The following is a 22542-nucleotide window of genomic DNA, read 5'->3' as shown; positions in this document are numbered from 1 at the left end:
GCCGGCCCGTCATCTGTCCGGAGCCTGTACGACGGACGGCAAGCGACGGGAGGGATCATGCCCTGGCTTTTCCATCAGAACATGCGCCGCTTCGGCGGCGGGGCGGTGGCGCGCAATCAGGCCTACCAGACGGCGTTCCAGAACCTGGTCACGGGCGCCGGGAGCGCGCCCAGCGTCGCGGGCTTCACGGAGATCGTGAACAACATCGCGGCCCAGCAGACCATGGCCGCGATCACCGCGAACCAGATGGGCATGGGCTTCTATCTGAACGTCGCCATCGGCCAGACGGCCCTGGCGAACGGGCCGGAATACATCGGCGTCGCGGTGCAGGACGCGACGACGATCACCGGCATCGGCCGCATCACCATCCACGCCGACGGGCTTGATGTCGGGCTGATCCACGATCCCTTCACGATGCAGGTGGCCAACGAGACGCAGCAGCAGCGGACGATGCGGTTGCAGACCTGGTCCAACAACCTGCCCGGCGGCACCACCCCGGACACCCGCGGCCTCGCCTACGTCGTGATCGCCAACGGCAACTCGGCCGCGGCGGTGGGCTTCATGCACAACATGTACACGTTCGAGGAAGCCCGAGCCCTGACCGCCGGCAAACTGCCGGGGATGGCCCGGTTCATGCGGCAGGCGATGGTCACGGCCGTGCCGAACGCGGCAAGCTATCTGACCGTCATCGGCGGGGACTTCAACGTCGCACCGATCGAAGTCCGCGGCACCGCGCGCCAGGGCCGGATCTTCGCCTACGACACGCCCTGCCTGAACCCGCCGCCCGGCGCCATGGCCGGCGGCACGACCTGGTTCGGCAACCTGTACGACTACTGGTATCTGGATCTCCAGCCGACGGGGGGCGGAGGCGACCCGGTGCCGGGAACCTATCCGGACACCATGGACAACGACCTGATGTCGGACCATTGCGGCATCACGCTCCAGTTCTGACTCTGAGCGTTTCTGCGCGCGCCGGCCCCCTACCCCGCCAGCTTCGGGGCCGGATGCACGGCGATCTCACCGCGCCGGTTCAGGGACTTCGCCAGCGCATCGACGCGGCGCTGCACGGCCTCGCCGGTCAGCATCGCCGCGTCCTCCGGCAGGACCAGGGTCAGCGTCTCTTCGCCCAGCCGCAGTGCCGTCCGTTGCAGCAGCGTGGCGGCCCCGCCGGTCAGGGTGTGGGCCAGCCGCAGCGCCAGCCCCAGGATCAGGGCGCGGGCCTGCACGCCGGGGCCGGTCATGGTCCTCGCCGTCTCCACCTCCCGCGCCTCCAGCGTGCCGGCATAGCGGACGAAGGAGGTCAGGGCGAGGAAGCAGCGCTCGGTATGGTCGATACCGGCGACGGGCATGCGCAGGATGCGCAGGAAGGCATGTTCCGCCCGGTAGTCGGGATGCTCCGCCCAGCCCAGGTCGGACAGCAGGCAGGCCGCATGCCGGAGCCGCGCCGCGGCCTCGTCCTCCCCGACGAAGAGGGGAGCCGTCCAGCCCGTCAGAATCTCCGCCTCGCCGAAGCGGCCCAGCCGCTCCGCCACCTCCCGGCAGGAGAGCAGCAGCGGGTCCAGGCGCCGCTGCTCCGGCGGCAGCAGGTCGAACAGATGCCCCTCGCGCAGCCCGTAGGCGGAGAAGACGACGCGGGCCGGCTGCACCGTCTTCAGCACCCGCTCCAGCACCAGTGCCGCCATCGGCAGGGTGTCCAGGCGGCGGCGGGACACCCCGGGCTGCTTCTCCAGCGCCGACCGGTTCTGCCGGGCGATGCCGGCCGCGAACTCGGCCATGTCCGGGGCGGCGACGGTATAGTGGTGGATGATGTGGAGCGGGTATTTCACCTGCTCCATGTGCATCTTGGCGATGGCGCGCCAGCTTCCCCCCACCGGGTAGAAGCTGCGGCCCTTGGCGGCGCCGATCCAGTCCAGCTTCCCGAGATGCTGGTCCACCAGCTTCGTGACCGTGGCAGGCTTGCCGTCCGTCGCCTCCATCAGGCGCAGCGGCCCCAGCGGCAGCGTCACCTGCGGCCCGATCTCGCCCTTGTCCAGCCCGACCAGTTCCAGACTGCCGCCGCCCAGGTCCCCGGCCAGACCGTCCGCCCCCGGCGTGCCCGACAGCACCCCCATGGCCGCCAGCCGCGCCTCCTCCTCCCCCGGCAGGACGGTCAGGCGCAGGCCGGTCCGTTTCTGCACCTCGGCGACGAAGTCGGGACCGTCCGTCGCGTCGCGCACGGCGGCGGTCGCCAGCGCATCCACCCGGCCGACGGCCATGCCCTCGATCAGCCGCCGGAAACGGCAGAGATTGTCGAGGGCGAGCGGCACCCCCTCGGGGTTCAGGCGGCCGCTCTTCTCGACCGACTTGCCCAGACCGCAGAGGACCTTCTCGTTGAAGAGCGCGGTCGGGGACCGGGACAGCCCGTCATAGACCACGACACGGATGGAGTTCGACCCGATGTCGATGACGCCGATCCGTTCGGTCGGGGAGGACTGGCCGGGCTGCCGGTTGAACTGGAGTGCCATGCGCGGGGGCGACCCTTTACGGGAGGGACTTCTTCAGCTCCAGCTTCGGTGGCAGCCGCGCTTCCGTCAGCGCACTGCCCCGGCCGGACAGGCTGGGGTTCGTCATGAAATAGGTGTGCGCGCTGAAGGCGCCCGGCGTGGCGTCGTTGCGCTGATAGGTGCCGTCGGGCCAGAGCCGCCAGCTCTGCGCCTCGTCCTTCAGGTTCGCCACCATGATCTGGTCCAGCACCTGCTGGTGGACCGTGGGATTCTCGATCGGCACCAGAACCTCGATGCGGCGGTCGAGGTTCCGCGGCATCCAGTCGGCGGAGGAGATGAAGACCTTGGCGTCGGGATGCGGCAGGCCGTGGCCGTTGCCGAAGGCGACGATGCGGGCATGCTCCAGGAAGCGGCCGATGATCGACTTCACCCGGATGTTCTCGGACAGGCCCTTGATCCCCGGCCGCAGGCAGCAGATGCCGCGGATGATCATGTCCACCTGCACCCCGTTCCGGGACGCTTCGTAGAGCTTGTCGATCACCTGCCCGTCCACCAGGGAGTTCAGCTTGACCCAGATGTGGGCCGGCCGGCCGGCATGGGCGTGGGCGATCTCCGCGTCGATGAGCTGGACCAGCCGCTGCCGCAGGGTCAGCGGCGCCACGGCCAGCTTCTCCAGCACCCGGGGCGTCGCGTAGCCGGTCATGTAGTTGAACATGTTGGCCGCGTCGTGGCCCAGTGCCGGATCGCAGGTGAAGAAGGACAGGTCCGTGTAGACCTTCGCCGTGATCGGGTGGTAGTTGCCGGTCCCGAAATGCACGTAGGTGCGCAGGCCGCGGGTTTCCCGGCGCACGACCAGGGAGACCTTGGCGTGCGTCTTCAGGTCCACGAAGCCGTAGACGACCTGCACGCCCGCCCGCTCCATGTCGCGGGCCCAGCGGATGTTGGCCTCCTCGTCGAAGCGGGCCTTCAGCTCCACCATGGCGGTGACGCTCTTGCCGGCCTCCGCCGCCTCGATCAGGGCGGCGACGATGGGCGAGTTCTTGGAAGTGCGGTAAAGCGTCTGCTTGATCGCCAGCACGTTGGGGTCCTGCGCCGCCTGACGCAGGAACTGCACCACGACGTCGAAGCTCTCGAACGGGTGGTGGACGATGATGTCCTTGTGCCGGATGGCGGCGAAGCAGTCGCCGCCGAAGTCGCGGATGCGCTCGGGGAAACGGGCGTTGTAGGGCGGGAACAGCAGGTCCGGCCGCTCGTCCACGATGAGCTGCCGCGTGTCCGTCAGCCCCAGCAGCCCGTCCAGCAGGAACACGTCGTCATTGGAGACGTGGAGCTGGCCGCGCAGGAACTCCAGCAGCTCCTTGCCCATGCCGGAATTGACGGCCAGCCGGATGACGACGCCGCGCTTGCGCCGCTTCAGGGCGCTTTCGAAGGTGCGGACCAGATCCTCCGACTCCTCCTCGATCTCGATGTCGCTGTCCCGCAGGATGCGGAACACCCCGTGCCCCTTCAGCACGAAGGGCGGGAACAGCCGCGAGATGAAGGTGAGGATGATCTGCTCAAGGAGGACGAAGCGCAGCTCCGAGCCCGGCAGGCGGATGAACCGTTCGAGCTGCTGGGGCATCATCACCAGCGCGTCGAGATTCTGGTTCTTGATCGGATCGAAGAGCTGGAGCGCCAGCGAGAAGCCGGTGTTGGGCACGAACGGGAACGGATGCGCCGGGTCCACCGCGATGGGGGTGAGCACCGGGAAGATGTCGTCGTGGAACTTGTTCTCCAGCCAGTCGTGCTCGGCCGGGGTCAGGTCCTCGGGATCGACGACGTTGATGCCGGACCCGCGCAGATCCCGCCGCAGCAGCAGCCAGCAGGCCTGCTGGTCGCGCATCAGGTCGTTGACCCGCGCGTTGATCGCCGCGAGCTGCTGCGCCGGCGTCAGATTGTCGTCCGACGGCGTGGCGACGCCCGCCGCCACCTGTGCCTTCAGGCCGGCGACGCGGACCATGTAGAACTCGTCCAGGTTGCTGGCCGAGATGGAGAGGAAGCGCAGCCGTTCCAGCAACGGGTGATTCGGGTTGTAGGCCTCTTCCAGGACCCGCTGGTTGAAGGCCAGCCAGGAAAGCTCACGGTTGATGAACCGGTCCGGCGTGGACAGGTCCGTCCGGTCGACTTCGGGTTCGGCCAGAATGGTCATCGTGGTCTCCGGGACGGGGGCCGCCATGGGCGCTTCGGAAGAGGCCTTGGGACTGTAGGCCGGTTCCGTTACGGTTTTCGGGCGCGTATCCTGGGGCGCTGTCCCGGAGTCCGGTTCGTGCAGGTCGTCCCGCATGGCCGGGTCCACCGACGGCCGCCGCCGTGGAGCCCGTCCCGTCGAAGTCCGCCTGGTCGCCATGAAACGCCTCTATCTGCTCCGCCACGCCAAATCGGCCTGGGACGATGCATCCCTTGAGGATCACGACCGTCCTCTCGCCCCCCGCGGTCGCCGTGCCTGCGCGACCATGGCCAAATATCTGGGGGAACGCAAGGGCGGGCCGCCCCGGCTGGACCTCGTGCTCTGCTCCACGGCGCGGCGGGCGCGGGAGACGCTGGAGGGGGTGCTGCCGGCCTGGCCGGTGCCGCCGGAGACCGTCCACGAGGCGGGCCTCTACCTCTGCGGCACCGACGCCCTGCTGGACCGCCTGCGCGCCCTGCCGGAGACGGTGACGGCGGTCATGCTGGTCGGGCACAACCCCGATTTCCAGGAACTGGCGCTGACGCTTGCCGGGGCAGGCGATCCGACGGCCCTGGCCGCGGTGCGGGAGAAACTGCCAACCGGCGGCTTCATCGCGCTGGACCTGCCGGACGGGCCGTGGGCCGACCTGTCGCCCCGGAGCGGCCGGCTGGTGGAATTCACCCCACCCCGCAGCCTTGCCGGCTCCTCCGAATGATCCCGGCCGGGCGGGCCCGCGGATTTGGACTTAACGTCCTGCCGACGCTAGGCTATCTGAACGCGGGTTCCCCAGCGCCACGGATACCGTGACAGGCCAGCCGACGCCTTCCCAGCCCCGCCCCCAGCCGATCCCGTCCGCGGGATCGCCAGCGCCGACGCGCGAGATCGAGCTGAAGCTCTGCGCCCCCGCCGCGGACCTGCTGCGCCTGCTGGACCTGGACGAGGTGACCTCGATCGCCACCGGGCCGGCGCAGCGCACGCGCCAGCGCACCACCTACTTCGACACGCCGGACCTCCGGCTCGCCCGCGGCGGCATCGCCCTGCGCGTCCGGCGCGTGGGCAACAGCCGGGTGCAGGCGGTGAAGACCACCGGCAGCGCCCCCGGCCCGGCCTCGGGCAAGGCGGGCGGCGGCGGCGCCGTGGCGGTCCGGCGCGAGTGGGAATGGCCGATCCAGACGGACACGCCGGACCTGAGCCTGCTGTCGGAACTGGAGCTGGACGCCGCCCTGCCCGACGGGGCGCTGGACCGCCTCGGCCCCGTCTTCGTCACCGACGTGCAGCGCACCACCGTGCTGCTGCGCCCGGACCCGCGGGTCGAGGTGGAACTGGCGATCGACATCGGTCAGGTCACCGCCTCGCCGCCCGGCGCCGCCCAGCGTCACCAGCCGATCAGCGAGGTCGAGCTGGAGCTGAAGGCCGGGCGGATGTCCGATCTGCTCACGCTGGCGGCGGCGCTGCACCGACGTGTGCCGCTGCACCTCTCCACCCGCAGCAAGGCGGATGAGGGGTTCGGGCTGCTGACCGGCCGGCGGCCGCGGTCAAAACCGGCCGGACCCGTCGGGCTGTCGCCGGCGACCACGGTGGCGGAGGCATTCCGCCATATCGGTCGCAACGCGCTGGGCCAGCTCCTGGACAACGCCCCCGCCTTCCAGGCCGACGGCGACCCCGAGGCGCTGCGGGAGATGGCGGCGGCGACACGGCGGCTGGAGGCGGCTTTCGTCCTGTTCAAGGACGTGATCGTGCATCCGCGCAGGGACGGGCTGCGCCACGAGCTGCGCGGGCTGGCCGAACCGCTGGCGCTGGCACGGGCCTGGGACCGGGTCGCCGCCCGCGTGTCCGGCCATGGCGGTGGAGCGGCGGCCGGTCCGCTGGCCGCGGCCGTCGCCACCGCGCGCCGCACGGCACGCCTCCAGGCCCTGGAGACGCTGAACGGACCGGCCTGGACCGGCTGGGCCCTGGGCTTCGGCGCCTGGCTGGAGGACGGCGCCTGGGCCGATGGGGAGGGCTTCGCCGGCACGATGCGGGAGATCGCCCCGACCCTGCTGGCGAAGCGTCTGGCGAAGCTGGAGAAGAGTGCGCGGAAGCTGCCCGACGGGCCGACGGCGAAGCTCTGGCGCCGGTTGCAGCGTCTGCGCTACGGCATCGACTTCTTCCGCTCCCTGTTCCCGGCCGACCGGGTGCGTCCGGTGCTGGCCGCCGTGGACTCACTGCGGGGCCCCTGCAAGACGCTGATGGACGGGCACGAGGCGGAAACGCTGCTGGCGGACATGCGTGACGGACTGCCCAGGGAGTCGCGGGCGGCGCTGCGGAGCCTGCTGGAGACCATCGCCACCCACCGGGCAGAAGCGCGCGCCGCCCTGCCCGCCGCCTGGGCCGATCTGCGCGCGACGCCGGTGTTCTGGGACTGACGGCCTGCTCAGGGCTGTCCGGCCGCCGGCTCCGCCTCCTCCGCGTCCTGCCCCAGCACGGCCTTGCAGAACGGCACGGTGATCGGCTTCTTCGCCTCCAGCGCGGCGCGGTCCAGCACCTCCACCACCCGGCGGGCATTGGCGAAGGAGCGCTCGGTCCGGGTCATCAGCCAGCGGATGACATCCTCGCCCACGCGGATCTGGCGGTCGGCGAACAGCTTCACCAGCACCGCCATCAGCAGCGCGTCGTCCGGTGCCGCCATGCCCACCGCCGGCGCCGCCAGCAGGCGGGAGCGCAGGTCGGGCAGCCGCAGCACCCAGTTGACGGGCGCGTTGTCGGCCAGCAGCAGCAGCGAGCCGCCGATCTCCTTCGCCGCGTTGTAGAGGTGGAACAGGGCCCGCTCCCGCCCCGGATCGCCCGCCACCTCGTGGGCGCGATCCAGCACGACGGTCCGCATGGGCCGCAGCAGGTCCGGGACCGAGTCGAGGTGCAGATCGTCGGGTTCCACCAGGACGGCCCGGCTGCGGGCGCGCCAGATCTGGGCGAGATGGCTCTTGCCGCTGCCGGGCGGCCCGAACAGCACCAATGCCGGCGCCGGCCAGTCGGGCCAGGCGTCCAGCCAGGCCACCGCGTCCGCATTGCCGGGCGCGACCAGGAAGTCGGCCTCGCCCATGGCGGAGCGGTGCCCGAGATCGAGGGACAGTTGCTTGTTCTCGGCGACCATCAGGACCGGCCTCAACGACGTGCTCAAGGGGCCGGCGGCGCGTCCGCCGGGCCGTGGCCGCCCGCCCCTTCCGCCGCCGGGTGCGCCAGCACCGGCTCGGGCGGGAAGACGGGCGGGCCGGACGGCTCCGGATCAACCCCCATGTAGTAGGTGCTGGAGAGATACTGCCTGAGGCCGAAGCGCACCAGCACTCCGATCACGGCCGCCACCGGCACGGCCAGCAGCACGCCCACGAAGCCGAACAGGCTGCCGCCCGCCAACAGCGCGAACATGACCCAGACCGGGTGCAGCCCGACCCGCTCGCCCACCAGCTTCGGCGTCAGCAGATAGCCCTCGATGGTCTGGCCGACGACGAAGATGCCGGCCACCAGCGCGATCCGCCAGAGATCGTCGTACTGGAAGACCGCGATGCCGACGCTGAGCCCGAAGCCGACCAGCGAGCCGACATAGGGGATGAAGGAGAGCAACCCGGCGATCAGTCCGACGACGAGCCCGAAATTCAGCCCCGTGAGGGACAGGGCCGCGGCGTAGAGCAGCCCCAGCGCGATGCAGACGGTCGCCTGCCCGCGCACGAAGCCGGCCAGCGTCCGGTCCACCTCCCGCACCTGGCCGCGGATCGTCTGCGCGTGCGGGCGCGGCAGCCAGCCGTCCACCGTGCGGATCAGACGGTCCCAGTCGCGCAGCAGATAGAAGGCCACGACCGGGGTGATCAGCAGCACCGATAGCACGTCCACCAGGGCGACGCCCTGCACCAGCAGGCCGCGCAGCAGGGCCGCGGTCCAGCTCACCACCGTGCCGGCATACTCGCCCACCGCCTGCCGCAGCCGCTCCACATCCTCCGGCGACAGGCGGGCGACGATCGCCTCCAGGTCCGGCAGCAGTTCCTCCTTGACCCAGGCGATCCAGCCCGGCGCGCTCTCGGCGATCTGGACGATCTGCGCCTGCACCAGGGGGAACAGCAGCACCGCCGCGACGGTGGCGCCCAGCATGAAGGCCAGCAGCACCACGGTCGCCGCCAGCCAGCGCGGCAGGCCCGCACGTTCCATCCGGTCGGCCAGCGGGTCGAGCAGATAGGCCACCGCCATGCCGGCCACGAAGGGCAGCAGCATCTCGTGCAGCAGCCAGATCAGCGTGATGAAGACGCCGAGTCCGATCATCCAGAAACGCAGCGGCCGCCTGTCGTTCATGTCGGACCCGTCTCCCGTTCCTCCTCCCGCGTGCGCAGGATCAGCAGGCCGCGCAGGAAGTAGCCGAGCAGCGACCAGCCGGTGGTGACCGCCACCAGCCAGACCAGAGGCTCGATCCAGGATTCCGGCGCCAGGTCCGGGCCGTAGACGGCCAGCACCAGCGCCGCCAGCGCGATCTGGGCGAAGGTGTTGACCTTGCTGATCCACAGGGGCTGCATCGCCAGCCGCTCCTTCATCAGGGTCAGGACCGAGACCCCGCCCACGATGATGATATCGCGCAGGACGATCAGCACCACAAGCCAGAGTGGAACCAGCGCCTCGTAGCCCAGCACCAGGAACACCGCGACCAGCATCGCCTTGTCCGCGATGGGATCGAGATAGCCGCCGAGCTTCGTGCGGGCCCGGAAGGTGCGGGCGATGAAGCCGTCCATGGCATCGGAGACGCCGGCGGCGACGAACAGCCAGAACGCCTCGTGGAAACGCTCCTCCGCGATAAGCCAGACCAGGAGCGGCACCGCCAGGATGCGCGCGACGGTGATGATGTTCGGCAGGCTTACGATGAACATGCGGACCGATCAGGGCGACGGGGCGACCGCTCCGGGAACGGCCGGCTGGGGGGAATGGGCCGGGTCCGCCGCGGGAATCGCCGCGGCAAGCGGCGAGCCGCGCCAGACCAGCCGCCATGCGGGCGCAGGCGGGACGGCCGCCGGCAGGCTCGTCCCGGGCTCCGCGACCGGTGGCCCCCCGTAGGGCGACGGACCGGCGGGCAGCCCGGCCCCCGGCTCCTCGGTCAGGATCAGATCCTGCTGCGCCAGGGCCGTGCGCAGCCGGGCCGTGTCGCCGAGACAGGTCAGTTCAAGTTCCGCCCGGTCGCGGGCCAGGGAGACGATGCGGACATGGGTGATCGTCGGGACCCCGCCCAGGCGACGCCGGGTCTCGGCCCAGTCCTGCAAACCGGACAGGGGCACCGTCACGGCGAGCCGGTTCTCGTGCCCCGTCTCCACCAGATTGGCCTGGACCCAGTCCTGCTCCAGACGCGCCACGACCTGACGGACAGCCTCGGGCATCGCCTCGGCGATGCCGGGCGGCGGTGCCCCTGCGGCGGCGGACGTTCCGTCCGCGGGCGGTGCGGACGCCAGGTCGGTCGTCGCATCGGCGCGATGGACCGGGGCCGGCGGCAGGTCCAGGACCGTCACCGTCGGCGCGCCGTCGAAATGATGGAGCGTGACGATCACCCGCAGATCGCGCGCGCCGGTCGATGGAGCGCCCGCCGTGGCGGATGCCGGCGGCACGGCCGGAACCGGGGCCGGAAGTGCCGTGGGACCGGTCGGCGGCAGCCCGGCCGGCGGCGGCATCTCCAGGAGCCCCCTCAGCCCGGCCTGGACCACGGCGACGGCGCCGGCGCCGTAGCGGTCCGCGATCCGGCGCAGGGCCGTGACGTCGCCGGCCAGGGCCTCGGCCACCCCGATGTCGGTCACGTCCTGAAGCTCGCCATAGGGAATGACGATGGGCAGCAGCCCGTCGGGCAGGGCCAGATCGGCCCAGGCGCGGCGCCATGCCGTCTCCTGCTGCCAGAGGATCGGATCGCCCAGCGTGTGATCCACCGCCAGCACCAGCACCGGCTTCGCCTGCACCTCGGCATAGGGGATGCCGGCACCGATCATCAGGGTGCGGACGGCCGAAGGGCGGAAGCGGACCGTGTAGGTCCCGACATAGCGCACGGCGGAGGTCCGCTCCTCCTGCACCTCGAAGGCTTCGACCAGCGGTTCGATCTCCGCCGGCCCGAGCGTCGGCAGCCGGTGCGCGTCCCGCGGCAGGGTCAGGCGCTCGTACAGCGTCCGGAACGCCTTGCGCTGCGCCTCCGGGATCGCCTCGTCGCGGGCGGCCGCGGCGTTGCCGGCGGTGATGTCCACGACCACGTCGCGCACCGTGAAGACATCGTGCGGCGCCTGCGCCCGGGCGGGGGTCCAGAGGCACAGCAGCGCCAGAACCAGGAGGGCGGGACGCAGGGCGGAAATGCAGCGGACCAGCATTGCAATGGATTCCGATCTTGCTATGTTCGGCGCCGGTTGAAACGCCCGGACGGCCGCATCGGCGCCGCAGGCTACCCCAGACCCCGAGTTGAGCGCCACACCGTCCGGCGCCAAAGCGAGGACGCCATTACCAGCTACTCCTACAAGGATGCCGGTGTCGATATCGACGCGGGCAATGCTCTCGTCGAGGCGATCAAGCCGCTGGCGAAGTCCACGGCCCGTCCCGGCTCCGATGCCGGTCTGGGCGGCTTCGGGGCGCTGTTCGATCTGAAGGCCGCCGGGTACTCCGATCCGCTGCTCGTCGCCACCACCGACGGCGTCGGCACCAAGCTGAAGGTCGCCATCGAGGCCGGCCGCCACGATACCGTGGGCATCGACCTCGTCGCCATGTGCGTCAATGACCTGGTCGTGCAGGGCGCCGAGCCGCTGCTGTTCCTGGACTACTTCGCCACGGGGCGGCTTGAGGTCGCGGCCGGCCGCGCCATCGTCCAGGGCATCGCCGAGGGCTGCCGGCAGGCGGGCTGCGCGCTGGTGGGCGGTGAGACGGCCGAGATGCCGGGCATGTACGCCCAGGGCGACTATGATCTGGCCGGCTTCGCCGTCGGTGCCGTGGAACGCAGCCGGGTCCTGACCGGCGACGCCGTGGCCGAGGGCGACGTGGTCCTGGGCCTCGCCTCCTCCGGCGTGCATTCCAACGGCTACTCCCTGGTGCGCAAGCTGGTCGGCGTCGCCGGCCTCAGCTATGCCGATCCCTGCCCCTGGGATGCCGGCCGCACCCTGGGCGAGGCGCTGCTGACCCCGACCCGCATCTATGTGAAGCCCCTGCTGGCGACGGTGCGGGCCGGCGCGGTCCATGCCATGGCCCACATCACCGGCGGCGGCCTGATCGAGAACATTCCGCGCGTCCTGCCAGCCGGACTGGGCGTTGCCCTGGAGGCCGGCGCCTGGACCCTGCCGCCGGTGTTCGGCTGGCTGATGCGGACCGGCGGCATCGACGCGCACGAGATGGCGCGCACCTTCAACTGCGGCATCGGCATGGTGGCCCTCTGCCCGGCCGAGCGGGCGGACGAGGCGGCCCGGCTCCTGACCGCGGGCGGCGAGACGGTGACCCGGATCGGCCGCGTGGTCCGCGCCGCGGATGGCGCCGAGCGGGTGGCGATCGCGGGACTGGACGGATGGCGCGCCTGAAGCTTGGCGTGCTGATCTCGGGCCGCGGCAGCAATCTCCAGGCCCTGATCGACGCCTGTGCCGCGCCCGGCTTTCCGGCCTCGGTGGCGCTGGTGCTCTCGAACAGGGCGGACGCCGCCGGCCTGGAGCGCGCCGGCGCCGCCGGCATCGCCACCGCCGTCGTCAGCCACCGCGACCATGCCGGCAAGCAGGCCTTCGAGGAGGCCATGAGCGCGGCGCTGGAGGCGGCAGGCGTCGAGCTTGTCTGCCTGGCCGGTTTCATGCGCCTGCTGTCGCCCTGGTTCGTGGAACGCTGGCGCGACCGGCTGATCAACATCCATCCGTCCCTGCTGCCCGCCTTCCCCGGCCTGGACACGCACGCCCGCGCGCTGGAAGCGGGCGTCCGCTTCCACGGCTGCACCGTGCATCTGGTCCGCCAGGACATGGACGCCGGGCCCATCCTCGTGCAGGCGGCCGTGCCCGTTCGGCCCGACGACACGGAAGAGAGCCTCGCCGACCGCGTGCTGGAGCAGGAGCACCGCTGCTATCCGCTGGCGGTGCGGCTGCTGGCGGAAGGGCGCGCCCGCGTCGTGGGCGAGCGGGTGCTGCTGGATGCGGACATGACGGTCCCGGAACCGCTGCTGAACCCCGTTCCCTGACGCGGCGCTCCCCCGAAAGGAAGGGGCGGACCGCCCTTGTCAACGGGTCCGACAGCCCGTAAATCGTTTCCCGTTGGAACAGTTCTGAGAACGGGAGGATTTGACATGGCCGGCACTACCGGACCCGCCGCCGTCAGCGAGGATCTGGTCCGCGAGCATGCCGCGGGCTGGACGCGGTTCACCCGCCTGCTGACGATCGCCGTCGTCTGCGTCGCCATCGTGATGCTGATGTTCGTGCTTCAGTTCGCCACCGGCTGGGGCTTCGCCGTCTTCATGATGCTGGCGGGCTTCGCCACCGTCGGCATCCTGGTGGCCCGCGGCCGGCTCTGACGGACCCTTGCCGCTTCCCTGCCGGCCCATCCGCCGGGCAGGCGGTGCCCACGAAAGCCATGAAAAAAGGGCCGCCGGATCGCTCCGACGGCCCTGGTCCGGTTGTCGCCGAGCTGTATCAGCCGACGATCTCGGTCCCGCTGAAGAAGTAGGCGATCTCGGTCGCCGCATTCTCCAGGCTGTCGGAGCCGTGGACGCTGTTGGCCTCGATGCTCTCGGCGAAATCCTTGCGGATCGTGCCCGGAGCGGCGTTGGCCGGGTTGGTGGCGCCCATGATCTCGCGGTTCCGGGCGACAGCGTTCTCGCCCTCCAGGACCTGCACGACCACGGGGCCGGAGATCATGAAGGAGACCAGCTCGCCGTAGAACGGGCGCTCGGCATGGACGATGTAGAACTGCTCGGCCTGCTCGCGGGTCAGGCGGATGCGCTTCTGGGCGACGATGCGCAGACCGGCTTCCTCGAAGCGGGCATTGATCTTGCCGGTGAGGTTGCGGCGGGTCGCATCGGGCTTGACGATCGAGAGCGTCCGTTCGACGGCCATGTTTGTTCTCCTGGGCCTTCCAAAAATCCGCGGCGTTATATCCGCCCGATGTCCCCACGGCAACGTCCTTGTGGCGAGCGGCCCGCCGCGCAGCCCGCACCTTCTGCAAGCCGGCCCTGCGTGGTATGAGGCGGCATGCTGCACATCAACGACCTGACATACCGCATCGCCGGCCGTGTCCTGCTGGACAGGGCGACGGTCGCCATCCCGGACGGGCACAAGGTGGCGCTGGTCGGCCGCAACGGCACCGGCAAGTCCACCCTGCTGAAGCTGATCGCCGGCGAACTGGCGCCCGACGCGGGCGAGATCACGCTGCCCGTCGGCACCCGCATGGGCTGGGTGCGCCAGGAGGCGCCGGCCGGCGCCGCCAGCCTGCTGGAGACGGTGCTGGCCGCGGACGAGGAGCGCAGCGCCCTTCTGCGCGAGGCGGAACAGACCGGCGATCCCGTGCGCATCGCGGAGATCCACACCCGCCTTGCCGACATCGGCGCCCACGCGGCGGAGGCCCGGGCCGCGCGCATCCTCTCCGGCCTGGGCTTCGATGCGGAGGCGCAGCGGCGGCCGTGCAGCGACTTCTCCGGCGGCTGGCGGATGCGCGTGGCGCTGGCGGGGGTGCTGTTCGCGGAACCCGACCTGCTGCTGCTGGACGAGCCGACCAACCACCTGGACCTGGAGGCGACCCTCTGGCTGGAGGACTTCCTGAAGTCCTATCCGCACACGGTGCTGATCGTCAGCCACGACCGCAACCTGCTGAACCGGGTGCCGACGACCATCGTGCATCTGGACCAGCTCAGGCTGACCGCCTATGGCGGCAACTACGATGCCTTCGTCCGCACCCGGTCCATGAAGCTGGACCTGATGCGGGCGCAGGCGGCGAAGCAGGAGGTGCAGCGCCAGCACCTTCAGGCCTTCGTGGACCGCTTCCGCTTCAAGGCGTCGAAGGCGCGACAGGCGCAGAGCAAGCTGAAGGCCATCGAGCGCCTGGGGCCGCGCATCCAGGTGATCGACGACACCCCGGTGCGGTTCGACTTCCCCTCCCCCGAGGAACTGGCGCCGCCCCTGATGACGCTCGACGGGGCGGAGGTCGGCTATGACGGCCGCCCGGTGCTGCGCCGGCTTGACCTGCGAATCGACCAGGACGACCGCATCGCGCTGCTGGGCGCCAACGGCAACGGCAAATCCACCCTGGTCAAGCTGCTGGCCGGGCGGCTGAAGCCCCTGGCGGGCGAGGTCCGCCGCTCCTCCAAGGTGCGGATCGGCTATTTCGCGCAGCATCAGGCGGACGAGCTGACGCTCGACTGGACGGCCCTGCGCCAGATGCAGGCCTCCATGCCGGGCATCGCGGAGGAGAGGGTGCGCGCCCATCTGGGCCGCTTCGGCTTCAACCAGGCCAAGGCGGAGACGCGGATCGGCGACCTGTCCGGCGGCGAGAAGGCGAAGCTGCTGCTCGCCATCATGACCAAGGACGCGCCCCACATCCTGATGCTGGACGAACCGACCAACCACCTGGACATCGACAGCCGCGAGGCCCTGGTGGAGGCGCTGAACGACTACCAGGGCGCCGTCATCCTCATCAGCCACGATCCGCACCTGATCGAACTGACGGCCGACCGGCTCTGGCTCGTTGCGGCGGGCACAGTGCAGCCCTACGAGGGGGACATGGATGACTACCGCCGGCTGCTGCTGGACCAGCGCCGGGCGGAAGCGCGCGACACCCGCGCGGACGGCGGCGGCGCCTTGCGCGGCCGCGATGCCCGCAAGGAGGAACGCCGCGCCGCGGCCGAGCTGCGCGCCCAGCTCGCCCCCCTGCGCCGCAAGGTGGACGAGGTGGAGAAACGTCTGGCCCGGTTGACGGAGCGCCGCAACAAACTGGAAATGCAGCTCGCGGACCCCAAACTGTACGAGGGACCGGCCGACAAGGTCTCGAAGCTCCAGATCGAACTCGGCACGATCGTGAAGGAGGTGGACTCAGCGGAACTGGAATGGCTGGATCTGTCCGAACAACTGGAACAGGCGCAGGCTGCCGGTTCCGCATAGGCGGGTCGGCATTTCCCCTCGGACGGATGCCACCGGCCCCCGCTTCGCTTCGGGGAACCATCGGTGTTGTTCCGGGTTTGCCAGACCGTGCATGCGACGGTCAAACGATTGCATTGCAGCGGACACCGTGCCATCTCTCCTCACCGTCTTCACCCCCAATAACCCATCGGAAGGGCATGTCCCCAAATGCCGCTCGATCGTGCTGAGGCCGCCACGGCCGGCAAGGCGCCGCATCCCGCTTGGCTGTTCTTCAAGCGCTGGATGGCCAACCCGCTCACCATGGCGTCCATCACCCCGTCCTCCCCGGCGCTGGGGCGCCTGATCGCCAGGAACGTGCGTCGGGAACCCGACGAGGTGGTGGTGGAGTATGGCGGCGGAACCGGCCCCATCACGCGCTGCCTGCTGGAATCCGGTATCCCGTCGTCGCGGCTGTTCACGGCGGAGATCGACCCGAACCTCGCCAGCTACCTGCGCCGGCAGTTCCCCGACGTGACGATCCTGGAAGGCGATGTCCGCAACATCCGCCAGATGCTGCCGGAGCAGCACATCGGGAAGGTCGGCACCGTCGTCGTCGGCATCCCGATGATCCTGATCCCGCTGTCGGCGCAGCAGGTGATCGTGGACGAGATCTTCAAGATCATGCCGGAAGGCCGCTACTTCCTGGCCTACACCTATTCGACCGGCTCGCCGCTGAAGCACAAGGAGCTGGGCATGAAGGCCCGGCGTGTGGGCTTCACCCTGGCGAACATCCCGCCGGCCCATGTCTGGGCCTATTCGCGCTGAGCCTGTTCCCGCTGACGGGCGGTCCCGTTCCCCGTGGCAGAAGGCGCCGGCTCCGGCGCCTTCTGCGTTTCGGGATCTGGCGCCCTTGAACGCCTCGCAGCCCCCGCCTCACCCCTTGCGGGGCGCCCGCGCCAGCAGCGCGTCCGTCAGCCCCGGCGGCAGCAGCGACAGGAACCACACCGCCGCCCAGGTCGGCCAGGGAAAGGCGATGCGCGCCCGGTTGCGCTCCAACCCGCGGCGGATCAGCCGGGCCGCCCGCCCCGTCTCCATCAGGAACGGCATGGGAAAGCGGTTCACCGCCGTCATCCGGCTGACGACGAAGCCGGGGCAGACGACGCTGACCTCCACCCCCGCCGCCGCGAGCGCGCCGCGCAGCGACTCGCCGTAGAGCCGCACCGCCGCCTTCGACGCGCAGTAGGCCGGCGCGCCGGGAAAGCCGCGGAAGCCGGCCAGCGAACTCATGAGCGCGATCTGGCCCCGCCGCCGCGCCACGAAGCGCGGGATCAGCGGCTGCACCGTGTTCAGCACCCCGTCCAGGTTGACCGCGAAGATGGCCCGGGCCTGGTCCTCGCTCTCCCCGCCGCTGCCGGTGCCGGCGGAGATGCCGGCATTGGCGATGGCGAGATCGACCGGCCGTTCCCCGTCGCGCGCCAGCAGCCAGTCCGCCAGCCCCTGCCGGTCGGTCACGTCGATCACGGCGGCCGCCACCTCCGCACCGCGGCTCCGGCAGGCTTCCGCCACCGCCTCCAGCCGTGCCGTGTCCCGTCCGGTCAGCAGCAGGCGCCGCCCCGGCGCCGCATAGTCCAGCGCCAGCGCCTCCCCGATCCCGCTGGACGCGCCGGTGATCAGGATGCACCCCGGGTCATGCATGGAACCTCCTGCTCCGTCTGAGGACCGCCGCCATAAGCTCCATGCGCGGCAGCCAGCGCCCGGCGCGGCTTGTTGGCTGCCGACCCGCGGGCTATAACCGCGGCAACCGATGCGCCCGGCGCGTTCCCCGAAAGCAGTATCCCGAGAGACCGTTGCCAGCCAACAGCCCCGCTCCCGCCGCCGCCACGAAGGCTCCCGTGCCGCAGGCTTCCGCCCCGCAGGCGATCGTCAGCATGACCGGCTTCGCCCGGGCCGACGGCGCGCTGGCCGGCACGCACTGGACGGTCGAGGTGAAGAGCGTCAACGGCCGGGCCCTGGACGTCCGCTGCCGCCTGCCGGGCGGCTTCGACTCGCTGGAGGCACCGGCACGGGCGGAGATCACGCGGCAGCTCAAGCGCGGCAACGTCTCGCTGACCCTCAGCGTCGTGCGCGCCCAGGCGGGGGCGCCGATGCGGCTGAACCGGGAGCTGCTGGCCCAGGTCGTCCAGCTTGCCCGCGAGATCGAAGGGGCCGGTGCCGCACCGCCGCGGATCGACGCCCTGCTGGCGGTGCGCGGCATCCTGGAGCCGGTCGAGGAGCAGGAGACGGAGGAAGGGCGCGCCGCCCTGGAGGAGGCCGTGGCCGCCAGCATCGCCCAGGCCGTCGCCCGTCTGGCCACGGCCCGCGCCGACGAGGGCCGGCATCTGGCCGACGTGCTGGCGGGACAGATCGACACCATCGAGCACCTGACCCGCGCCGCCTCCCAAGTCGCCTCGCTGCAACCCGAGGCGCTGCGCTCGCGGCTGCGTCAGCAGCTCCAGGCCCTGCTGGAGGCGCTGCCGGCACTGCCGGAGGAGCGGCTGGCGCAGGAAGCGGCGCTGCTGATCGCCAAGGCCGACGTGCGCGAGGAGCTGGACCGGCTGCGCGCCCATGTCGCCCAGGCGCGCGCGCTGCTGAAGGAAGGCGGGGCCGTCGGGCGTCGGCTGGACTTCCTCTGCCAGGAGTTCAACCGCGAGGCCAACACCCTCTGTTCCAAGTCCTCCGACGTGGAGCTGACCCGGATCGGGCTGGAGCTGAAGGCGACGATCGAGCAGTTCCGCGAGCAGGTCCAGAACATCGAATAGGCCGCCGCCGGCGACGGCGCGTGCCCCGACCATCACGATCCGCGTACCGGGAGAACCCTTCCCCGGGTTCCCGCTTCCGAGTCCCTGTATCCAAGACCCCGATCCCGAGACGACGCCCATGTCCAGCACCGCCCCGACGCCCGACTCGACGGCCGACCGCATCCGGCGCCGCGGCCTGATGCTCGTGCTCTCTTCCCCTTCCGGGGCGGGCAAGACCACCATCTCCCGCCGCCTGCTGGAGCAGAATCCCGACGTCGCCATGTCGGTGTCGGTCACCACGCGCCAGAAGCGGCCGGGCGAGGTGCATGGTCGGGACTATTTCTTCATCGACCCGACCGAGTTCAACCTGATGGTCAACCGCGGGCAGCTCCTGGAATACGCCAAGGTCTTCGACAACTACTACGGCACCCCGCGCGAGGCGGTGGAACAGTCGCTCCGGGGCGGGCACGACGTGCTGTTCGACATCGACTGGCAGGGCACCCAGCAGCTCCGCGAGACGGCGCGCACGGACCTCGTGAGCGTCTTCATCCTGCCACCCTCGGCGCATGAGCTGGAGCGGCGGCTCACCACCCGCGCCCAGGACAGCGCGGAGGAGATCGCCCGCCGCATGGCGAAGGCGAACGACGAGATGAGCCACTGGTCGGAATACGACTATGTCATCGTCAACCATGACATCGACGACTCGGTCGTGGCCGTGCAGGGCATCCTCGACACCGAGCGTCTGAAGCGCGAGCGGCAGGTCGGGCTCAGCGAGTTCGTGCGCGGGCTCCAGGCCGGGTTCTGATCCCGGCCGCGCCGGTTCCGAGCCGCGGCAGCCCTCAGCGGCGCAGCGCCTTCGCCAGCGTGACGAAGCCGGCCACGTCCACCTCCTCCGCCCGGGCGGTCGGGGCGATGCCCACCGACTCCAGCAGCGGTTCGGGCTCACGCACGACGGATTTCAGGCTGGCCCGCAGCATCTTGCGGCGCTGCCCGAAGGCGGCGGCGACCAGCGTCTCCATGGTGCGGAAATCGGGATCGTCCGCCGGCCGCGCGCGCGGCGTCAGGTGCGCGATGGCGCTGTCCACCCGCGGCGGCGGCGTAAAGGCCCGCGCCGGCACGTCGAACAGGATGCGGCAGTCGGCCAGCCACTGGCACATCACGGCCAGCCGGCCATAGGCTTCGGTCCGCGGCCGGGCGACGATGCGCTCCGCCACCTCCTTCTGGAACATCAGCGTCAGCGAGCGGTACTCCGCGATCCGCTTCAGCCAGCCGATCAGGAGCGGCGTGCCGACATTGTACGGCAGGTTGGAGATCACGGCCCGCGGCGCCGGCACCAGATCGACCGGATCGACCGTCAGCGCATCCGCCTCCACCAGCCGCAGCCGGCCGTCCGCCGCGGCCACCACGTCGGCCAGGGCCGCGGCGAAGCGGCTGTCGCGCTCCACCGCCACCACCTCGCGCGCGGCGCTCTCGACCAGGGCGCGGGTCAGCCCGCCGGGGCCGGGACCGACCTCGACCACGGCGACGCCCGAGAGATCGCCCGCCTCCCGCACGATGCGGCGGGTCAGGTTCAGATCCAGCAGGAAGTGCTGACCCAGCGCCTTGCGCGCGCCCAGCCCGTGCTCCGCGATCACGTCGCGCAGCGGCGGCAGATGCGACAGGTCCGCCATCACGGCGCCCCCCCGTCCTGACGGGCGGCGCGGCGGGCGGCGATGCGCGCCGCCGTGTGCAGCGCCGCGATCAGGCTGGAGGCGCTGGCGGTGCCCGTGCCGGCGATGCCGAGCGCGGTGCCGTGGTCGGGGGAGGTGCGGACGAAGGGCAGCCCGAGCGTGACATTCACGCCCGTCTCGAAATCCAGGGTCTTCAAGGGAATCAGGGCCTGATCGTGGTACATGCAGACGACCGCGTCATAGCGGCTGCGGGCGCCGGGGTGGAACAGCGTGTCGGCCGGCAACGGCCCCGCGGCGTCGATACCGACGGCCTGGAGGGCGGCGACAGCCGGGGCGATGATCTCGATCTCCTCCCGGCCCAGGCTGCCGGACTCGCCGGCATGCGGGTTCAGGGCGGCCACCGCCAGCCGCGGCCGCGCCACCCCGAAGTCGGCCGTCAGTCCGGCCGCCGTGGCCGTCGCCACGCGGACGATGCCCGCGGTGGAAAGCGCCGCCGGCACGTCCTTCAGGGGGATGTGGATGGTCGCCAGCACGACGCGCAGGCCACCGCCCTCCAGCAGCATCACCGGCTCCTCGGCCTGCCCGGCAAGGTGGGCGAGATATTCGGTGTGGCCGGGCCAGCGGAAACCCGTGGCGTAGAGCGCACTCTTCTGGATCGGGTTGGTGACGACGGCCGCCGCCCGCCCCTCCCGGCAGAGGGCCACGGCGCGGTCGATGCTCTCCAGCACCGCCGGCCCGTTCGCCGGGTCCGGCTGGCCGTAGCGGACCGGAACCCGCAGCGCCACGGGGAGCACCGGCAGCGCCGAGCCGAACAGGCCGGGAGCTTCGGCCGGGTCCGCGACCGTGACCAACGGCACGTCCCAGCCCAGGCTGCCGGCCAGCGCCGCGAGGCGCGCCGGATCGTCGAGCAGGACGAAGGGCGGCACCGCCCGGTCGGCACGGTCACGCCAGGCGGCGAGCGCGATCTCCCCGCCGATCCCGGCCGGCTCGCCCATGGTCAGGGCGAGCGGCCGGCCTGACGGTCGGTCGCCGCTCACAGGCGGTATTCGATGGTCGCGTCGCGGCGCAGGTCGCGCAGATAGCGCCGCTGCAACATCTCGATCCGCTCGCCGGCGATGGCGTCGCGCACCTGGTCGGCGGGGGGGATGCTGCCCTCCGGCACCACCCGGTCGCAGACCATGAGGATCATGATGCCGCGGTCGGTGAGGAAGGGCTGCGTCGGGGTGCCGACGCCCAGCGCGCCGACGATGCTGGAGATCTCCGGCGGCAGATCGCCCAGCCGGGTCAGCGCCGCCTGTCCCTGCTGCGCACCGGGGATGCGCTGCGCCGCGGCCGAGAGGGCATCACAGCTCGCCGCCTCCTGCGCGATCTGGCGAGCGGCCTCCAGGCCGGCCGCCGGGTTGGCCGGGTCCGCCGGCAGGACGAGCTGTCCGACCGCGACCTGGATGTCCGCCGGGTTGCCGGCGGCCACCGCGCGCTGATCGCGGAGCCAGAGGATGTGGTAGCCGTTCACGCCGCGGATCGGGCGGGAGAACTGGCCCGGCTGGAGCTGCTGCACCGCCGTGTCCAGCGCCTGTTCGAGCTGACCCTGCTGGAGCCAGCCCAGATCGCCCCCGGTGAAGGCGCCGGCCGACTGGCTGAACTGGCGGGCGACGGCCCCGAAATTGGCGCCCCCGGCGATCTGCTCGACCAGCCGGTCGGCCAGACGGCTGACCTCGGCCTCGTTGGCGTCGTCGTCCACCGCGAGGAAGATCTCCGACACCAGATATTCGGGCTTGCCGGCGTTGGCCTTGATGCGTTCGAGCTGGGCCTGGACCTCGTCATCGCTGACGCTGACGGTGGGGCGGATGCGCCGCTGCACCAGCCGGCTCCAGGCGACGCTGGCCAGCAACTGCTGGCGCAGCGAGGCGACGGGAACGCCCGATGCATCAAGAAGGCGCTGGAACTCGCCCAGCGACAGGCGGTTCTGCTGCGCCAGATTCTCCAGCGCGCGGTCGATGTCCTGTTCGGTGACGCGGATCTCCAGCCGCCGCGCCTCCTGGATCTGCAACACCTCGTCGATCAGCAGGCGTAGCACCTGCGGCAGCAGACGCTGGCGCGTCTCCGGCGTGTCGGGCAGGCCGGAGGAAGAGAGCGCCATCTGCAACCGGTTCATCAGATCCGACATCGAGATGACCTCCTCGTTCACGAGGGCGGCCGCGCGTTCCACCGGCCCCTGCCCCTGTGCCGCGGCCGGCCGGCCGGCGAGGAGCACGCCGGCGGACAGCAGGACGCCGCAGAGGGCGGCGGCGGCGGTCGGAAGATGCCGGACAAGGGACTGCCGGAGGGTGCGGATCATGGCGTATCGGCTCAACGCTGGTGTCG

General features: G+C 71.2%; 21 protein-coding genes. 10 read left to right on the top strand and 11 right to left on the bottom strand.

All coding sequences use genetic code 11. From position 1 onward, the window contains the following. Window positions 1-57: 57 nt before the first annotated feature. Window positions 58-951 carry an exonuclease/endonuclease/phosphatase family protein gene (locus ACFQPS_RS15255; protein ID WP_377360075.1) on the top strand — a complete coding sequence of 298 codons (894 nt, stop codon included), beginning with the start codon at window positions 58-60 and terminating at the stop codon, window positions 949-951. Window positions 952-980: 29 nt separating this feature from the next. Here ACFQPS_RS15255 and ACFQPS_RS15250 read toward each other — a convergent pair whose 3' ends face one another. Together ACFQPS_RS15250 and ACFQPS_RS15245 are read right to left on the bottom strand one after the other, a co-directional pair. Continuing rightward, a complete protein-coding gene (locus tag ACFQPS_RS15250) occupies window positions 981-2504 on the bottom strand; it encodes a Ppx/GppA phosphatase family protein (protein ID WP_377360074.1) in 1524 nt (507 codons plus the stop codon). A 16-nt stretch (window positions 2505-2520) separates the two neighbouring features. Beyond that, entirely contained in the window at window positions 2521-4671 is a 2151-nt protein-coding gene (locus ACFQPS_RS15245) for an RNA degradosome polyphosphate kinase (RefSeq protein WP_377360073.1), read from the bottom strand. A 133-nt stretch (window positions 4672-4804) separates the two neighbouring features. On the opposite strand from ACFQPS_RS15245, the gene ACFQPS_RS15240 reads away from it, so the two are divergent. Together ACFQPS_RS15240 and ACFQPS_RS15235 are read left to right on the top strand one after the other, a co-directional pair. Next, complete coding sequence (locus ACFQPS_RS15240; RefSeq protein ID WP_377360072.1) at window positions 4805-5404, top strand: SixA phosphatase family protein; 600 nt, start codon at window positions 4805-4807, stop codon at window positions 5402-5404. A gap of 88 nt (window positions 5405-5492) precedes the next feature. Next, window positions 5493-7094, top strand: coding sequence for a CYTH and CHAD domain-containing protein (locus tag ACFQPS_RS15235; protein WP_377360071.1), 1602 nt, complete (start codon window positions 5493-5495; stop codon window positions 7092-7094). An 8-nt stretch (window positions 7095-7102) separates the two neighbouring features. Here ACFQPS_RS15235 and ACFQPS_RS15230 read toward each other — a convergent pair whose 3' ends face one another. Genes ACFQPS_RS15230 through ACFQPS_RS15215 form a run of 4 tightly spaced genes read right to left on the bottom strand, consistent with a single transcriptional unit; the run spans window position 7103 to window position 11039 of the window. Next, window positions 7103-7819 carry an HdaA/DnaA family protein gene (locus ACFQPS_RS15230; protein WP_377360070.1) on the bottom strand — a complete coding sequence of 239 codons (717 nt, stop codon included), beginning with the start codon at window positions 7817-7819 and terminating at the stop codon, window positions 7103-7105. Window positions 7820-7842: 23 nt separating this feature from the next. Next, window positions 7843-9006: an AI-2E family transporter gene (locus ACFQPS_RS15225; protein ID WP_377360069.1), complete on the bottom strand. Its 1164-nt coding sequence runs from the start codon at window positions 9004-9006 to the stop codon at window positions 7843-7845. Then, window positions 9003-9572, bottom strand: coding sequence for a CDP-alcohol phosphatidyltransferase family protein (locus ACFQPS_RS15220; protein WP_377360068.1), 570 nt, complete (start codon window positions 9570-9572; stop codon window positions 9003-9005). The genes ACFQPS_RS15225 and ACFQPS_RS15220 overlap by 4 nt, the downstream gene beginning before the upstream one ends. A 9-nt stretch (window positions 9573-9581) precedes the next feature. After that, window positions 9582-11039, bottom strand: a complete 1458-nt coding sequence (locus tag ACFQPS_RS15215; RefSeq protein WP_377360067.1) for a DUF2066 domain-containing protein — start codon at window positions 11037-11039, stop codon at window positions 9582-9584. A 126-nt stretch (window positions 11040-11165) separates the two neighbouring features. On the opposite strand from ACFQPS_RS15215, the gene purM reads away from it, so the two are divergent. From purM to ACFQPS_RS15200, 3 genes are all read left to right on the top strand, one after another. Next, on the top strand, window positions 11166-12227 hold the full coding sequence (purM, locus tag ACFQPS_RS15210) for a phosphoribosylformylglycinamidine cyclo-ligase (protein WP_377360086.1): 1062 nt from the start codon (window positions 11166-11168) through the stop codon (window positions 12225-12227). Beyond that, window positions 12215-12865, top strand: a complete 651-nt coding sequence (gene purN / locus ACFQPS_RS15205; RefSeq protein WP_377360066.1) for a phosphoribosylglycinamide formyltransferase — start codon at window positions 12215-12217, stop codon at window positions 12863-12865. Before purM ends, purN begins: the two co-directional genes overlap by 13 nt. A gap of 105 nt (window positions 12866-12970) precedes the next feature. Beyond that, window positions 12971-13195 (top strand): hypothetical protein, encoded by a 225-nt coding sequence (locus ACFQPS_RS15200; RefSeq protein ID WP_377360065.1) that lies wholly within the window; start codon window positions 12971-12973, stop codon window positions 13193-13195. A 118-nt stretch (window positions 13196-13313) separates the two neighbouring features. On the opposite strand, the gene ndk is transcribed toward ACFQPS_RS15200, so the two are convergent. Continuing rightward, the gene (gene ndk / locus ACFQPS_RS15195; protein WP_012566743.1) at window positions 13314-13736 is read right to left on the bottom strand and encodes a nucleoside-diphosphate kinase; all 423 of its coding nucleotides are present in this window, start codon (window positions 13734-13736) and stop codon (window positions 13314-13316) included. A 135-nt stretch (window positions 13737-13871) separates the two neighbouring features. Here ndk and ACFQPS_RS15190 point away from each other — a divergent pair, with 135 nt between their 5' ends. Next, complete coding sequence (locus ACFQPS_RS15190) at window positions 13872-15773, top strand: ABC-F family ATP-binding cassette domain-containing protein (protein ID WP_377360064.1); 1902 nt, start codon at window positions 13872-13874, stop codon at window positions 15771-15773. A gap of 186 nt (window positions 15774-15959) precedes the next feature. After that, a complete protein-coding gene (locus ACFQPS_RS15185) occupies window positions 15960-16556 on the top strand; it encodes a class I SAM-dependent methyltransferase (RefSeq protein ID WP_377360063.1) in 597 nt (198 codons plus the stop codon). Between the two features lie 108 nt (window positions 16557-16664). On the opposite strand, the gene ACFQPS_RS15180 is transcribed toward ACFQPS_RS15185, so the two are convergent. Next, the gene (locus ACFQPS_RS15180; protein WP_377360062.1) at window positions 16665-17426 is read right to left on the bottom strand and encodes an SDR family NAD(P)-dependent oxidoreductase; all 762 of its coding nucleotides are present in this window, start codon (window positions 17424-17426) and stop codon (window positions 16665-16667) included. Window positions 17427-17659: 233 nt separating this feature from the next. Here ACFQPS_RS15180 and ACFQPS_RS15175 point away from each other — a divergent pair, with 233 nt between their 5' ends. Next, window positions 17660-18529 (top strand): YicC/YloC family endoribonuclease, encoded by an 870-nt coding sequence (locus tag ACFQPS_RS15175; RefSeq protein ID WP_377360085.1) that lies wholly within the window; start codon window positions 17660-17662, stop codon window positions 18527-18529. Between the two features lie 118 nt (window positions 18530-18647). Continuing rightward, entirely contained in the window at window positions 18648-19313 is a 666-nt protein-coding gene (gene gmk / locus ACFQPS_RS15170) for a guanylate kinase (protein ID WP_377360061.1), read from the top strand. 34 nt (window positions 19314-19347) lie between these two features. On the opposite strand, the gene rsmA is transcribed toward gmk, so the two are convergent. From rsmA to ACFQPS_RS15155, 3 genes are read right to left on the bottom strand one after another with little or no spacing between them, the layout of a single operon-like run. Next, a complete protein-coding gene (gene rsmA / locus ACFQPS_RS15165) occupies window positions 19348-20178 on the bottom strand; it encodes a 16S rRNA (adenine(1518)-N(6)/adenine(1519)-N(6))-dimethyltransferase RsmA (protein ID WP_377360060.1) in 831 nt (276 codons plus the stop codon). Then, window positions 20178-21215, bottom strand: coding sequence for a 4-hydroxythreonine-4-phosphate dehydrogenase PdxA (gene pdxA, locus ACFQPS_RS15160; protein WP_377360059.1), 1038 nt, complete (start codon window positions 21213-21215; stop codon window positions 20178-20180). The genes rsmA and pdxA overlap by 1 nt, the downstream gene beginning before the upstream one ends. Next, window positions 21212-22516, bottom strand: coding sequence for a peptidylprolyl isomerase (locus ACFQPS_RS15155; protein WP_377360058.1), 1305 nt, complete (start codon window positions 22514-22516; stop codon window positions 21212-21214). The genes pdxA and ACFQPS_RS15155 overlap by 4 nt, the downstream gene beginning before the upstream one ends. Between the last annotated feature and the right edge of the window lie 26 nt (window positions 22517-22542).

The organism is Rhodocista pekingensis (assembly GCF_042665545.1).
GTDB classification, from domain to species: Bacteria; Pseudomonadota; Alphaproteobacteria; order Azospirillales; family Azospirillaceae; genus Rhodocista; species Rhodocista pekingensis.
Note: the sequence above shows the minus strand (reverse complement) of the source record. Positions and strands in the feature narration are given on the sequence as shown.